The organism is Gordonia sp. (in: high G+C Gram-positive bacteria) (genome assembly GCF_049299075.1).
Lineage (GTDB): Bacteria > Actinomycetota > Actinomycetes > Mycobacteriales > Mycobacteriaceae > Gordonia.
Map to the genome: position 1 here is coordinate 1 of NZ_JBAQWU010000043.1, position 15,009 is coordinate 15,009.

General features: G+C 63.6%; 12 protein-coding genes. All 12 read left to right on the forward strand.

Features of this window, described 5'->3' with window-relative positions; genetic code table 11:
• Window positions 1-124 precede the first annotated feature (124 nt).
• Window positions 125-3,664, forward strand: coding sequence for a DNA polymerase III subunit alpha (dnaE, locus tag WAW85_RS01545; RefSeq protein WP_422557903.1), 3,540 nt, complete (start codon window positions 125-127; stop codon window positions 3,662-3,664).
• A 90-nt stretch (window positions 3,665-3,754) separates the two neighbouring features.
• On the forward strand, window positions 3,755-4,030 hold the full coding sequence (locus tag WAW85_RS01550; RefSeq protein ID WP_422557904.1) for a hypothetical protein: 276 nt from the start codon (window positions 3,755-3,757) through the stop codon (window positions 4,028-4,030).
• The gene (gene ilvA, locus WAW85_RS01555; protein WP_422557913.1) at window positions 3,999-5,381 is read left to right on the forward strand and encodes a threonine ammonia-lyase IlvA; all 1,383 of its coding nucleotides are present in this window, start codon (window positions 3,999-4,001) and stop codon (window positions 5,379-5,381) included. Before WAW85_RS01550 ends, ilvA begins: the two co-directional genes overlap by 32 nt.
• A gap of 407 nt (window positions 5,382-5,788) precedes the next feature.
• The gene (locus tag WAW85_RS01560; protein ID WP_422557914.1) at window positions 5,789-6,586 is read left to right on the forward strand and encodes an MlaE family ABC transporter permease; all 798 of its coding nucleotides are present in this window, start codon (window positions 5,789-5,791) and stop codon (window positions 6,584-6,586) included.
• Window position 6,587: 1 nt separating this feature from the next.
• A complete protein-coding gene (locus WAW85_RS01565) occupies window positions 6,588-7,454 on the forward strand; it encodes an ABC transporter permease (protein WP_422557905.1) in 867 nt (288 codons plus the stop codon).
• A 6-nt stretch (window positions 7,455-7,460) separates the two neighbouring features.
• The gene (locus tag WAW85_RS01570) at window positions 7,461-8,849 is read left to right on the forward strand and encodes an MCE family protein (protein ID WP_422557906.1); all 1,389 of its coding nucleotides are present in this window, start codon (window positions 7,461-7,463) and stop codon (window positions 8,847-8,849) included.
• Entirely contained in the window at window positions 8,849-9,886 is a 1,038-nt protein-coding gene (locus tag WAW85_RS01575; protein ID WP_422557907.1) for an MCE family protein, read from the forward strand. Before WAW85_RS01570 ends, WAW85_RS01575 begins: the two co-directional genes overlap by 1 nt.
• Window positions 9,886-10,878, forward strand: a complete 993-nt coding sequence (locus tag WAW85_RS01580) for an MCE family protein (protein ID WP_422557908.1) — start codon at window positions 9,886-9,888, stop codon at window positions 10,876-10,878. Before WAW85_RS01575 ends, WAW85_RS01580 begins: the two co-directional genes overlap by 1 nt.
• Entirely contained in the window at window positions 10,872-11,981 is a 1,110-nt protein-coding gene (locus WAW85_RS01585) for an MCE family protein (protein WP_422557909.1), read from the forward strand. The genes WAW85_RS01580 and WAW85_RS01585 overlap by 7 nt, the downstream gene beginning before the upstream one ends.
• Window positions 11,978-13,084 carry an MlaD family protein gene (locus WAW85_RS01590; protein ID WP_422557910.1) on the forward strand — a complete coding sequence of 369 codons (1,107 nt, stop codon included), beginning with the start codon at window positions 11,978-11,980 and terminating at the stop codon, window positions 13,082-13,084. Before WAW85_RS01585 ends, WAW85_RS01590 begins: the two co-directional genes overlap by 4 nt.
• Window positions 13,081-14,241, forward strand: a complete 1,161-nt coding sequence (locus WAW85_RS01595) for an MlaD family protein (RefSeq protein WP_422557911.1) — start codon at window positions 13,081-13,083, stop codon at window positions 14,239-14,241. The genes WAW85_RS01590 and WAW85_RS01595 overlap by 4 nt, the downstream gene beginning before the upstream one ends.
• A gap of 112 nt (window positions 14,242-14,353) precedes the next feature.
• Window positions 14,354-15,009 (forward strand): hypothetical protein (locus WAW85_RS01600; protein ID WP_422557912.1); only part of this gene is annotated, 656 nt, incomplete at its 3' end.

Sequence of the window (15,009 nt, forward strand, 5' to 3'; positions counted from 1 at the left end):
CCTCATCGGTCACACCCGGGCGAGCCGACTGGGGACTGTCGGGGGGTCGGCCTACAGTGGAGTCGTTCCTTCTCCCTGCCGCGGCGGGAGAAGACATCCGTGGTATCTGGTGAGGGAGTTCGCAGTGTCTGGATCGTTCGTTCACCTGCACAATCACACGGAGTATTCGATGCTCGACGGTGCGGCCAAGGTGTCGCCGCTGTTCGCCGAAGCCAAGCGGCTGGGGATGACCGCGATCGGGATGACCGACCACGGCAATATGTTCGGGGCGAGCGAGTTCTATAACACCGCGATCAAGCACGACATCACGCCGATTATCGGAATCGAGGCGTACATCGCGCCGGAATCGCGGTTCAACACCAAGCGGGTGCTGTGGGGCAGTCGAGACCAGAAGGGTGACGACGTCTCCGGTTCGGGTGCGTACACCCACATGACGATGGTGGCCGAGGATGCGACGGGTCTGCGGAATCTGTTCCGGTTATCCTCGCTCGCGTCGATCGAGGGTCAGCTGGGCAAGTGGTCGCGTATGGACGCCGAGATCATCGCCGCGCATGCTCAGGGCATTATCGCCACGACCGGCTGCCCGTCGGGGGAGGTGCAGACCCGGCTGCGACTCGGTCAGGAGACTGAGGCGCTGGAAGCCGCCGCCAAATGGCAGGACATCTTCGGCAAAGACAACTTCTACCTGGAGTTGATGGAGCACGGGCTGGAGATCGAGCAGCGGGTGCGTGATGGGCTGCTCGACATCGGCCGCAAACTCGGCATCAAGCCCCTGGTCACCAACGACTGCCACTACGTCACCCGCGATCACGCCGCCGCGCATGAGGCGCTGCTCTGCGTGCAGACAGGTAAAACGCTGTCGGATCCGACGCGCTTCAAATTCGACGGCGACGGCTACTACCTCAAGTCGGCCGACGAGATGCGCGCGCTGTGGGACGACGTGGTGCCCGGCGCGTGCGACAACACCGTCGAGATCGGTGAGCGCATCGGGTCGTACGCGGACGTCTTCACCCACCGCGATCGCATGCCGATTTTCCCGGTGCCCGACGGGTATACCCAGGAGACGTGGCTCGAACGGGAAGTTGCCGAGGGGCTCACGCGCCGGTTCGAGGGCGGGCCGGTGCCTGCCGCCTACGCCGAACGCGCCGCGTACGAACTTCAGGTGATCAATCAGATGGGCTTCCCGGCCTACTTTCTGGTGGTCGGTGACCTGATCGCGCACGCGCTGGACGTCGGTATCCGCGTCGGTCCGGGCCGCGGTAGCGCCGCGGGTTCGTTGGTGGCCTGGGCGCTGGGCATCACCAATATCGATCCGATCCCGCACGGGCTGCTGTTCGAGCGATTCCTCAACCCCGAGCGCGTCTCGATGCCCGATATCGATATCGACTTCGACGATCGCCGCCGCGGTGAGATGGTCCGCTACGCGAGCGAGAAGTGGGGCAGCGACAAGGTCGCCCAGGTGATCACCTTCGGCACCATTAAGACCAAAGCCGCGATCAAAGACTCCGCGCGCGTCCAGTTCGGTCAGCCCGGCTATGCGATCGCCGACCGTATCGCCAAGGCGTTGCCGCCGCCGGTCGCGGCGAAGGACATCACCGTCGCCGGTATCACCGATCCGGCGAATGAGCGCTACGCCGAGGCGGCCGAGGTTCGGACGCTGATCGAGACCGATCCCGAAGTCAAGCAGATCTACCAGACGGCGCTCGGGTTGGAAGGCCTGATCCGCAACGCCGGCGTGCATGCCTGCGCGGTGATCATGTCCTGTGATCCGCTGACCGATGCGATTCCAGTGTGGAAGCGTGCGCAGGACGGCGCGATCATCACCGGGTGGGATTATCCGTCATGCGAGGCCATCGGCCTGCTGAAGATGGACTTTCTGGGGCTGCGCAACCTGACGGTCATCGGCGATGCGATCGACAACATCAAAGCCAACCGTGGCGAGGACATTAACCTCGACAAACTGCCACTCGAGGATGAGCCGACCTACGAGCTGTTGGCACGCGGTGACACGCTGGGTGTGTTCCAGCTCGACGGTGCGGGCATGCGTGAACTGCTCAAGATGATGCAGCCGACCGGTTTCGAAGACATCGTCGCCGTGCTGGCGCTGTACCGCCCGGGTCCGATGGATGTCGGTGCGCACCATTCGTACGCGCGCCGGAAGAACGGGCTGGAGGAGATCAAGCCGATCCACCCGGAGCTGGAGGAGCCGCTGCGGGATATTCTCGCCGAGACCTACGGCCTGATCGTCTACCAGGAGCAGATCATGGCGATCGCCCGGAAGGTGGCCGGGTACAGCCTCGGCGAAGCGGACCTGCTGCGTCGTGCCATGGGTAAGAAGAAGAAGGAGATCCTCGACGAAGCCTACGGCGGCTTCGCCGAGGGAATGATCAAGAATGGCTTCTCCCAGGCAGCCATCACTGCCCTGTGGGACACGGTGCTCCCGTTCGCCGGCTACGCATTCAATAAGTCGCACGCAGCCGGGTACGGCCTCGTCTCTTTCTGGACGGCGTATCTCAAGGCCAACTATCCGGCTGAGTATATGGCCGGTCTGCTCACTTCTGTCGGCGACGATAAGGACAAGTCGGCGATCTACCTCGCGGACTGCCGCAAGATGGGCATCACGGTGCTGCCGCCGGACGTCAACGCTTCGCGCGCGGACTTCGCCGCTGTGGGCCAGGACATCCGTTTCGGGCTGGCGGCCATCCGCAATGTCGGCAGCGGAGTGGTGGCGTCGATCATTGCGTCCCGGGAAGCTAAGGGCGCGTTCACGACGTTCTCGGACTATCTGGCCAAGATCGACGTGACCGCCTGCAATAAGAAGGTCACCGAATCGTTGGTCAAGGCCGGTGCCTTCGATTCGCTGGACCATCCGCGCAAAGGGCTGTTCCTGGTGCACGCCGACGCCGTCGACTCGGTGGTCGGTACTAAGAAGGCCGAGGCGAGGGGGCAGTTCGACCTTTTTGGTGACATGGGCGGCGCGGACGAATCGATCGGCGAGGTGTTTGCGGTCAAGGTGCCCGCCGAGGAGTGGGACTCCAAACATAAGCTGGCCCTCGAGCGCGACATGCTGGGCCTGTATGTCTCCGGTCACCCGCTGGCCGGGGTGGAGCACGCGCTGGCCGCGCAGACCGATACCTCGATCACACAGTTGTTGGAAGAGCAGGTGGGCGACGGCGCGCAGATCACGCTGGGCGGCATCATCTCCTCGGTCACCCGCCGGGTGAATAAGAAGGGTGAGCCGTGGGCCGCGGTCACCCTCGAAGACATGGTCGGCGGGGTGGAGGTCTACTTCTTCCCGCGAGCCTATGTGGCTTTCGGAATGGATCTGACGGTCGACAACATCGTGTTGGTGCGCGCTCGCGTCAACAAGCGCGATGATTCGGTGATGATCAGCGCCAACGACCTCGCCGTCCCCGACCTTGCCGCGGTGGGGACCACCAGGCCGCTGAACCTGACGTTGCAGGCGCGTGCCTGCACGCCAGCCAAAGTCGCGTCCCTTAAACAGGTGCTGACCCGGCATCCGGGTACCTCGGATGTGCATGTGACTCTGGTGAGCGAACGCAATCAGACGCGCCTGCTGCTCACCGATGCGCTGCGGGTGACCCCGTCGTCGGCACTGATGGGCGATCTGAAGGCGCTGCTCGGGCCCAGCTGTCTGACGTGATCTCCGAGGCGAAGTGCGCTGAATCGGTTCACTGAATATCAGAATTCGGCCACCCGAAGAATCTATCGCGGGTCATGTATGATCAAGGTCATGACCACCCTGAACGATGTCTTCGGTGCCGATGTCTGCCGCCGGTCGCGGGCGCAGGCATCCGTAGACGTCTTCGGCGTGGCGTGGCCCGTATACAAGGTGCATGCGCTCCTGGCTGGACTGGCGGCGGTCGTCCTGGTCCTGGCGCTGGGCGGCACCGGAGCGGTAGCCGTATGGGTCGGTGCGGCCACGGTGCTCCTCGTCTGGTGGGGTGAGCGCGCAGCGCTGCACCCGCGGTGGGACGATAGAGCGTGTGACCACCACGCCCGCCGCTGACCACACCGTCGTTCCTGGCCTCGATCTGGCCACCATTACCAGTGCGGCCGAACGGTTGACCGGCGTCGTCGTGACGACGCCGCTCGATCCGTGCCCGCGGCTCTCCGAGTCCACCGGCGCCTCGGTGTACCTCAAGCGCGAAGACCAGCAATCGGTGCGGTCCTACAAGATCCGCGGCGCCTACAACGTGATGGCGCAACTGACCGACGACGAGCTGGCCGCTGGAGTCGTGGCCGCGAGCGCCGGCAATCACGCGCAGGGCGTCGCCTATGCCTGCCGTGCAATGGGCGTGCCGGGCCGCATCTACGTGCCGACTACGACGCCGAAGCAGAAGCGCGACCGCATCTCCTGGCACGGAAAAGAGTTCATCGAGCTGCTCGCTGTCGGTGACACCTACGATGCCGCGGCCGCGGCGGCCCAAACCGATGTGCTCCGCACCGGGGCCACCTGGATTCATGCCTTCGACGATCCGCGCACCGCCTCCGGACAGGGCACCATCGGACTGGAGATTCTCGATCAGCTCGGTTGTGCGCCCGACATCGTCGTACTGCCGGTCGGCGGTGGCGGCTGCCTGGCTGGGATCGTCACTTACCTGCGGGCCGTGCACCCGAGCACCGCGATCGTCGGCGTCGAACCGGCCGGTGCGGTGTCGCTTGGAGCGGCGCTGGTAGCGGGGGAGCCGTACACCTTGCCGCAGATCGACCACTTCGTGGATGGGGCCGCCGTCAAACGGATCGGCGGACTGGGGCACCGGGTCTTGGCCGCCGCGGGTGCGCGCGTTGTCGACCATCCGGTGTTCGCCGAGATCGCCGGAGTCCCGCAGGTGCCGGTGATCGGCAAAGAGCAGATCGATCTGGTTCCGGGCAGCGTCACCATCACGCATGTCGACGAGGGGGCGATCTGCTCGACGATGCTGGAGTTGTACCAGAACGAAGGCATCATCGCCGAGCCCGCAGGTGCGTTGGCGGCGACCGCGCTGGCCGAGTTGACACTGCCTGCCGGTGCGACCGTGGTCGCGCTGGTCTCCGGCGGCAACAACGACGTCTCCCGCTACGGCGAGATCATCGAGCGGTCACTGGTACACCGTGGACTCAAGCACTACTTCCTGGTGAACTTTCCGCAGGAGCCCGGTGCGCTGCGCCGCTTCCTCGACGAGGTCCTCGGCCCGGACGACGACATCACTCTCTTCGAGTACGTCAAGCGCAACGACCGGGAAACCGGTGCCGCGCTGGTCGGCGTCGAACTCGGCGACCGCGCTACTTTCACTGCCCTCATGGACCGGATGGCGCACTCCCGACTGGACGTCGAGCTCCTCGAACCCGGCACCGCCGCGTACGAGTACCTCACGTGACCCGCTCTGTCCGGCTGCGCAGGTCCCCGATTCGGTGCTGCTTGCCTATCGTCCTCGCCTGCGGGGCGCACTATTGTTCACTCATGCGAGCAACAGTCCCGCACCAGTGGCACCTCGCCCGCTTCGCCCTTTTTCGCTAACGCGGCAGGTTAGCGGCCTGAACAAGGGGGAGGGCCTCGAAATCGATGAAGCGGATCACGGTCCAGTTAAAGGCCATTCTCAGCAAATCGTGAGGCCTGCCACATGCTTCCGACGCTGTGACGTACCATTCCTACTCATGGGTCACGATCGATCGGCCCCCAGAGCGCGATGAGTAGACGACGAGTGAAGGCGGGGGAGTGAGCACCGACGCAGTCGACGTCGCCGTGGCGCCGGTTCGTAAGCCAGCACGCTGGACAGATTCCGGGATCGGCAAGTGGTGGGCAGAGCACATCACAAAGTCTTTTGACACCTTCGGTCGGCAGTTGGCGATGTTCGTTGAGGTCTTCAAAGTTCTCATCACTGACATCGCCAAGGGGCGGTTCCCGTTTGCCGAGTTTGTTCGTCAGTGTGCGTTCATGACGTCCACGTCGGTTTTCCCGACACTCCTGGTGGCCATCCCGATCGGGGTAATCGTCTCGATCCAGGTCTCCAACATCGCCGGGCAGATCGGTGCCACCTCGTTCGCGGGTGCGGCTACCGGCCTGGGCGTCATCCGGCAGGGCGCCCCGCTGGTCACCGCGCTCATCATGGCCGGTGCGATCGGCTCGGCCATCGCCGCCGACCTTGGATCGCGCACCATCCGCGACGAGATCGACGCCATGAAGGTGATGGGCGTCAACCCGGTCGAACGGCTGATCTCGCCGCGACTGCTGGCCACCATGGTCGTCAGTTTCCTGCTCTGCGGCTTCGTCTGCTTCGTCGGCTTCATCACCGGCTACGTGTTCAACGTCTATATGCAGGGTGGTACCGCGGGCAGCTATACGGGAACATTCGCCTCGTTCGCGGGCACACCAGACCTGATATTCGCCCTCGTCAAAGCGGTGATATTCGGTGCCATCGTGGCGATCGTTTCCTGCGACCGTGGGTTGAACACCAGCGGCGGTCCCGCTGGCGTCGCCAACTCGGTGAATGCTGCGGTGGTCAACTCGGTGATCCTGCTGTTCACCGTCAATGTCGTGCTGACCCAGGTGTTCGCGCTCGTCGTCCCGGCGAAGGTGGTGTGAGGTGACTGCCTCCCGGTATACCGCACCCCTCCTCCGGCCGCTCGGCTGGTTGGGGAAGCTGTGGACTGGCCCACGCGATGCGATCGTCGGGATGGGCCACCTCATCACCTTCCTGCTGAAATCGATCGGGCTGGCGCCCATCACTTTCCGGCACTATCGGAAGGAAGTCTGGCGACTGCTGGCCGACGTGGCGTGGGGCAACGGCTCCATCGTCGTTGGCGGCGGCACGGTCGGCGTCATGGTGATCCTCGGCATCATGGGTGGCGCCACCGTCGGTATCGAGGGATACACTGCGCTGAACCTGCTCGGCATGTCGCCGGTGACCGGCGCATTGTCGGCTTTCGCTACCACGCGTGAGATTGCGCCCCTGCTGGCCGCCACCGCGTTCGCCGCACAGTCCGGCTGTCGTTTCACCGCGCAGCTCGGATCGATGCGGATCAGTGAGGAGATCGACGCTCTCGAGGCCATCGCCATCCGCCCGCTGCCGTACCTGGTCACCACCCGCATGGCGGCCGCGGTTCTGTCCATCGTGCCGTTGTACGCGGTGGCGTTGTCCGCGAACTACATCGCCGCACAGGTGATGTTCCAGCTCCAGAGCGGTCAGGGCGCGGGCACCTACCTGCACTACTTCCAGCAGTTCATGCTGAGTTCGGACATGTTCTGGTCCTTCGTGAAGGTCGTCGTCTTCGTACTATTGGCGACCTTCATCCAGTGTTACTACGGCTACTTCGCCTCGGGTGGTCCTGAAGGCGTCGGTGTCGCCGCAGGACACGCCATCCGGTTGACGATCATCGTGATCGTTTTTGCCAGCCTGATCATGACGCTGGTGGTCTGGGGCACCACATCGGGAATCAAGATTTCGGGGTAACTGAGAATGGTTCGAGTTGATACCGGCGGCCGAGATCCGTCGGCGATCGCGTACTTCTGGCGCGGTGTGGCACTGCTGGCGGTCGCCGCCGTGGTTTTTGCGCTCCTGATCATGCGGTATCAGGGCAAGTTCGACAGCTACACGGGCGTCGTCGCCGAACTGACTGATGTGGGTGACGGTCTGATTCCGGGTGCCGATGTCCGTTACAACGGCTTCATTGTGGGTTCGGTGGTCAATGTCCAGCGGAAGGGCAATGGCAGCGCTGGCCCGGTGAAGAACGTCAATATCAACCTGGACTCCGCTCAAGCCGCCGGCATTCCGGCGGCCACGTCGGCCCGCACAGTCCCGGCGAACCTGTTCGGTGTCAACTCAGTGGAGCTGATCCGGCCGACCGAAGAATCCGCACTGGCGGGCCCGGGACTGGCGAGCGGCGACGTGATCCCGGCGGCTACCGACGCCGACACCATCCGACTGCAAGACGCCCAGAACGAGCTGCGGGAACTGCTCAGCGCGGTCCCGCCCGAGGATCTCGGCATGGTGCTCGGCACTATTGCTGACGCACTCCAAGGTGGCGGCGCCGCGTTCAGCACCTTCCTGCCGGTGCTCGACAGTTACTTCAAGAACATCAACGCACAGTTCCCCGCGGGCGCGCCCTCGGGTTTCGCGAATTTCAACGCCGCCGTCACCGGTATGTCGAAATCGATGCCGCAACTGCTTGACACCCTCGGTAAGAGTGTCGTCCCGGCGATGACAATCGCGGAGAACCAGGCGAACCTGACGGCGCTGCTTTCTTCCGGTCAGGGCCTGCTGGACCAGACCCAGACGATGTTCGCCAAGAACGGGTCCGGCGGAATTGATCTGGTCGGCGATCTGAACACCATGCTCGGGGCCGTCGTGTACGAACCCGACTCCCTGCCGCAGGCGATACACGAGTTGTACGTGCTCGCCGGCCGGGTGCTCGGCGTATTCACCGGCACCAATGGCAAGGTGCAACTGAACCTCGGCATCAGCTTTTCGCCGTTCGAGATGTACACCCGGCAGAACTGCCCGGTGTACGACGGCGGGCCCTACGGGCAGCTACGCGGTCCCGGCTGTGTCGGCCCGGGCACCGGCACCGGCCCCACCATGTCAGGTCCGCTGCGCATCTATCCGGCCGACACCATGCCACGGCGCACCGTGAGCGCCCAAGTGCCCACTGCACAAGACATCGCGACGCTGCGCGCGGCCCTGGGTCGTGAGCCCACCGCGGCCGAGCTACTCATGCTCGGCCCGCTGGTCTCGGCAGCGCAGCCCGCCAAACCCTCAGCGGCTAAACCTTCGGCGGCTAAACCTTCGGCGGCCAAACCTTCGGCGGCCAAACCGTCGGCCGCTACCACATCGCCGGGAGGGAACTGATGAGCCAGCCGTCAGCAAGCCTGCGTAAGCCGCTCATCGGCTTTCTGGCTTTCGCAGTGGTCGCCTTGTTCATGACCTATTTGATCTGGTCGACCTTGGAACGGACTCTTGATGGTAAGACCGGTGACTATCGGGTGACATTCGGGGATGCCTCGGGTCTGGCGGTCGGCGACGACGTCCGCATGGCCGGTGTGCGGGTGGGTCGCGTCGAGTCGATCACGCTGGTGGAGAACAAGGCTGAGGTCGGGTTCGACGTCCTCACCGCGCAGAACATGTACACCAACACCGAAGCCGCCATTCGGTACCAGAACCTGATCGGTCAGCGGTACCTCGCGTTGACGCTCGATTCCGGCCAGGAGCAGGCACCATTGGGGAAGGGGAGCGCGCTCCCGCTTCCGGGCGTCAATTCATTCGATGTGACCCGCCTGCTTGGCGGCTTCCAGCCGGTATTTGAGACGATGACCGCCGAGCAGGTCAACAGCCTGACGATGAGCCTGATCAACACCTTCCAGGAAGGTGATGCGATCTCGCTGAGCAACACGATCACGCAGGTGGGGCAGGTTGCCTCGGATATGGCCGACCGCGACGAGGTGCTCGGTGGCATCATCAACAACTTGTCGGTGGTCATGCGGGAGCTCGCCGCCCAGGGCGATCAAGTGTCGGTGCTCTTGGACAACACGGCGAAACTCGTCGAAGGGTTGAACAGCAATTCGGCAGCTTTCGGTAAGTCCGTGGACCTGATCGGCCGCACCGCCGCCGGATTTGGCACGGTCCTTGCGCAGAGCCAGCAGTCGCTCAAGGCGGCCAGTAGTTCGGCGCAGAGCGCGACCACCCGGCTGATCGGTATCGGCAGCACACTGGACCAGGCGGCCGAAGTGCTGCCGGACTTTCTGGCACATTTCCCGATGGTGATGAGCCAGGGTGCGTACCTGAACATCTACACCTGTGAACTGGATATTTCGTTCGGTAATGTATTCCTTCCGCCGGGCCTGCTCGGAATGATCGGCGGCAAACAGCATTCGGTGGTGTGTCAGTAATGAAGAAGGCTCTGCGTCAGTCTTGGGGCGATCGCCGCTACCTCTGGTACGGCTTGATCGGTTCGGTCACGATCATTGCGGTGCTGATTGCCGTGGTCGGCTTCAGCAGTTTGGGTATTGGTAAGACCAATTACACCGGGCAGTTCACCAACGCCGGAGGCGTGCGCCCCGGCGACAAAGTTCGCGTCGCTGGCATCGACAAGGGCGAGGTCACCAAGACTGAGCTCACCGGCGACCGGGTCACGGTCACCATGCGCGTCGACAACGATGTGAAGGTGACTAACACCGGCGTCGCGATCATCAAGATGTCGACGCTCCTCGGTCAGCGTTTCGTGGAGGTGTCTCCGGGTGACGGTGATGGTCCGGCCGTCAACGGGGTGATCCCGAAGACGGAAGTGCCCTACGACTTGCAGAAGACGTTGGAGGCCGGCGTCCCGATTCTCGCCGAGGTCGACGATGCGCAGTTGGCTGCCAGCCTCAACGGACTGAACAAGCAGTTGACCGGTGTTCCGGAGGTCGCCGGGCAGGCACTGGACGCGCTGACTCAGATGTCGGCGGTCATCAATAACCGCGGCGATCAGATCAACCAGCTGATCACCGACTCCCGCGAGGTGACCAACCAGGTAACCGGTAGTCAGCAGCAGCTGTCGATCATCGTCGGGCAGGGCGCCCAGCTGGCCGGCAAGATCGTCGCCCGCGAGGCGCTGGTGACCCGGATGCTCGACGGTCTGGCCAGCCTGATGACGCAGGCGCAAACGCTGGCGGCCAACAACGAGAATCAGTTCGCGCCGATCATGCTGAACCTGAACACGATCAGTCAGGGGCTGGAAAAAAATCGTGACAACTTGCGTGCCCTGCTGGATGTTCTGCCGGTGACGGCGCGAGCGATATCGAATCTGACCGGCGACGGTCCCTACGCGAACGACTACTTGCCGTGGGGTCTTTTTCCGGACAACTGGCTCTGCAAGGCACGGGTGGTGGACGGATGCTGACCGGAAATAGACGGTGGCGCCGCGTGCTCGCCGCCACCGCACTGACCGCGGTCGGTGCGCTCGGACTGAGTGGGTGTTCCCTGGTCCCGACCAGCTGGCGCACCGCAGTCGGCAACATGACCACGTACACCGCTTACTTCGACAGTGCCGCTGGCCTGTACGAGGGTAATGACGTTGCGGTGCTGGGTATGCCGGTGGGACGCATCACCGCGCTCCACCCGGAGGGGACACGGGTCCGCGTCGAACTTGCTGTCGACAGCAACATCACGATTCCGGCCGACGCGACTGCGGCGATCGTCAACACATCCATTGTCACCACCCGGCACATCGAGCTAACCCCGGTGTACACCAAAGGCGATACGCTGCCGCACGGTGGAACCTTGGCCCACACGGCCTCGCCGGTGGAGATCGGCACGCTGTTCGAGTCGATCAACGACCTCGTGGCCAACCTCAAGGGCACCGAGGGCGGGGATCGGCCGATCGCCGACCTGGTGGACATCACCGCGGGCATCGCCGACGGTAACGGCGAACGACTGCGCGAAGCGCTGACCGCGCTGGAGAAGGCCGGTAAGACCGGTGCGGTGAACGCCGACGGGATCGGTGAAGTGATTAAGAACGCCGGAATCCTCACCGATGCGCTCGTGGCCAATTATCCGAAAATGCTGGCTTTCTCGAACTCTGTGACCCAGGTTTCCGAGCTACTCGGAGACGAAAGCGTCGGCCTGCAGGCCACCCTCGCTAACGTCAACCAGACTCTGGAGAATACCGCGGCCTTCCTGGAAGGCAACGCTGGCACGGTGTCGTCGTCGATGACGAATCTGGCTTCGCTGGCGGCCAACCTGTCTGATTACTCACGACAACTGGTCGACACCATTGACATGGGTCCGTTGCTGTTCCAGAACCTGGCCAATTCGGTCTCGGCCGAACAGGGCGCATGGCGTGCCCAAGTGCTGCTGGACAAGTCGTTGCTGGACAATGAAATGCTCAGCCGGTTCTGCGAGGCGATCAACCTGCAGAAGAACGGCTGCCGCACCGGCCAGCTCACCGATTTCGGGCCAGACCTCGGTGTCTTCTCGACCCTGCTGGAGCTGAGCAAGAAATGATGACGATCAAAAAGGCGGCGACGGCGGCAGTCGCGCTGGTGACCGCGGTGAGTCTCACCGCCTGCGGAGCGTTGCCGGGCATCACCGTCGAGCAGATCCCGCTGCCCTCACCGGGCGGTCTCGGAGACACTTACGAGTTGTCCGCGGAGTTCGACAACGCGCTCAACCTCCCGAGCCAGGCGAAGGTTCGCCTCAACGGCAGCGACGTAGGCGAGGTCGTCGGAATCATGGCCAAGAACTATAAGGCGATCGTTCAGATGCGTATCTCCACCTCGGCGAAGGTTCCGGTAGGTTCCGGTGCTGAACTGCGGCAGGCGACACCACTCGGCGACGTCTTTGTGGCGCTTCAGGAGCCGAAGAACGCCACCTCGGGCTATATGCAGCCCGGTATGCAGTTGACTGGACCGACGTCGGCGGCGGCGACGGTGGAGGATTTGCTGATCTCGATGACTGCGCAGGTGGACTCCGGTTCGGTGGCCTCACTGCAACGGATCTTCGACGAGTTGTCCATTGCGATCGGCGCCGAGGGGCAGTTTGTCGATCTGCAGGGCGCAATCAACGGCTTCACGACGGCGATCTCTCGGTTCAACCAGAACTCGGCCGAAGTGGACAGGGCGATGGCGAACACCCAGGTGTTGACCGCGCAGTTAGCGGCGGGACGGGAGCAGATTGCGGCCAGCGTCAACAAGCTTCCCCCGGCGATCAATTCGATCAACAACGATCTGGGTCTCATCCTGGAAACGCTGGGCAAGTCCAACGAAGTCACCGCGGCGACGACAGACTTCTTGAACCAGCGTCAGGGCGACCTGATCTCGCTGTTCACGCACCTGGCCACGGTGACGAATGCGCTGAATAAGACGGCGCCGCAGTTGGGGCCGTTGATGCAGCGGGTCTTCGAACTCAACCCGAAGTGGAAGGGATCCACCCCGGGCAGCGCGGCTACCGTGGCGGCCAAACTGTACTGGCTGACCCCGGGCGTCGGCTTCGACTCGGCCTCCCGCTTCCCCGAGCTGACCGACCTCGATAATGGCATGGCGACGCTCCAGCAGACCTTGGCAATCATCCTGGCCCGGCTCCAGGGGACGAACGGGGCACCGCGATGATGGCCTTCCTGCGTAAACATTCGATCCTCCTTGGCTGTCTGGGGCTGTTCGCGGTGATGGCGGTGGCGCTGTCGTTCCTCGCGTTCGTCTCGCTGAACCTGCGTCCCTGGCAGAGCCGATACGAGGTGCTGATCAAGTTCCCGATTTCTGGTGGCCTGCAGAATACGTCGAAGGTGGCCTTGCGTGGCGTCGAGATCGGCGATGTCCAGCACATTCAGGTGACGCCGAAGACGGTGGACGTCACCGTGCGGTTGAACTCGAAGTACCAGATCAATCGCAACGCACAGTTTGCAGCACTGGGCCTGTCGGCGGCCGGTGAGCAGTACGTCGATATCATTCCGGACACCAACGACGGTCCGTTCCTGAAGGACGGCGACCAGATCGATAGTGGACAGACCAAGGTCACGGTGCCTTTCTCGACGCTGTTGGAGTCGAGTCTCGACCTGATCTCGCAGATTGATACCGAGAAGATGTCGTCGGCCCTCGGTGAACTGTCGGTTGCCCTGAACGACGACCAGCCCAACCAATTGCGGTCGATCTTCAATTCTGGCGGGGTGATCTTCGCGCAGCTGTACCGGGTGATGCCGCAAACTACGGCGTTGATTCAGAACACGGGCACCATCCTGAAGACGACGGCCGACATTCAGCCTGACTTCGGTCGTTTGGTGAACGGCGGTGCCGAACTGATCAACGGGGCGGTGGCCGCGGACGCGGAACTGCGCACGCTGTTCGGCACTGGTGGCACGCGTCTGACCAGCCTGACCGGTTCGCTGGATACCATTACCGACCCGATCACCGATGTGATGGGCCAGTTCATCGACATTGCCCAGCAGGGTGCGCTTCGCGCGCCGACGCTGGCTGTGCTGATGCCATCGATCCGCGACGGCAGCGCGCAGGGGGCGAAGATGTTCCATGACGGCGCCTGGTGGGCCATGGCCTCGTTGTACGCGCGTCCGTACTGCAACTATCAGGTGACCCCGACGCGTCCGACGCAGATCCTGGAGTCCAGCGTTCCGGTGAACTTGTACTGCGTTACCGACGATCCGAACCAGCAGCGTCGCGGGTCGATCAACGCGCCGCGCCCCGAGGGTGATGACACCGCCAACCCGCCGCCGGGCTTTGACCCGAATTCGCGTACGGTGCCACTGAAGAAGTAATTCGCAAACCTTTGAAGGACAGATGAGTTCAGACTCGCTCCCGCACGACCCCGAAACGCCTGACCCCGAAACGCCTGACCCCGAAACGCCTGACCCCGAAACTGACCCCGACGTGACTGCCACGGTCCCGGCGACGGTGGCGGAGAAGAAGGGCGCGCTGGCAGCCGATTCCGGGGTTGCGGTGAAGGCTGCGCGCAGGGCCACCGCCACCGAGGATCGGGCGGGGGGCCGTGAGTTCACGGTGACTGCCCGGTCGCTCTGGCGGGTGCTGGCCGCGCTCGTCGTCGTCGGTGTCCTGGTCGCGGTCGCGGTCCTTGGCTGGAAGACCTGGGCGCAGTCGCGAACGCTGGCCGCTTTCAGCGAGTCCAAGACCGTCTCGCAGGCGTTCGTGCAGGACTACTTCGAGGCGATGATGGCCCCGAATACGACCGCCCAGCAGATCCAGGACAAGATTGTGCCGCGCACCACCGGTGAGGCGAGCGATCGCCTGAAGGCCGAGTCCGAGCAGATGGTCAAGTGGGTCGCCGAAGCGCAGCTAGCGAACGTGAAAGTGGAGGTTACCGCTGTGATGGTGGAGTCGTTCACGTCCTCCACAGCGAGCACCGTCGTCGCAGCCACCCTCACCGGCACCAGTGCACTGCAGCCCGCGGGCGGCAGCAATGCCTTCCTGCTCGACTTGGATATGGTCAAGGAGAACGGCACGTGGCTGGTCTCGCGGGTGTCCGGTGTCAACGGTGGCGGGGGCAATACGGGTGGGGGCAATACGGG

Excerpts from the sequence above, each read along its gene's own strand:
- WAW85_RS01550 (WP_422557904.1), top strand. The coding sequence starts at position 3,755 with ATGACCACCCTGAACGATGTCTTCGGTGCCGATGTCTGCCGCCGGTCG.
- WAW85_RS01570 (WP_422557906.1), top strand. The coding sequence starts at position 7,461 with ATGGTTCGAGTTGATACCGGCGGCCGAGATCCGTCGGCGATCGCGTAC.
- WAW85_RS01575 (WP_422557907.1), top strand. The coding sequence starts at position 8,849 with ATGAGCCAGCCGTCAGCAAGCCTGCGTAAGCCGCTCATCGGCTTTCTG.
- WAW85_RS01580 (WP_422557908.1), top strand. The coding sequence starts at position 9,886 with ATGAAGAAGGCTCTGCGTCAGTCTTGGGGCGATCGCCGCTACCTCTGG.
- WAW85_RS01585 (WP_422557909.1), top strand. The coding sequence starts at position 10,872 with ATGCTGACCGGAAATAGACGGTGGCGCCGCGTGCTCGCCGCCACCGCA.
- WAW85_RS01590 (WP_422557910.1), top strand. The coding sequence starts at position 11,978 with ATGATGACGATCAAAAAGGCGGCGACGGCGGCAGTCGCGCTGGTGACC.
- WAW85_RS01595 (WP_422557911.1), top strand. The coding sequence starts at position 13,081 with ATGATGGCCTTCCTGCGTAAACATTCGATCCTCCTTGGCTGTCTGGGG.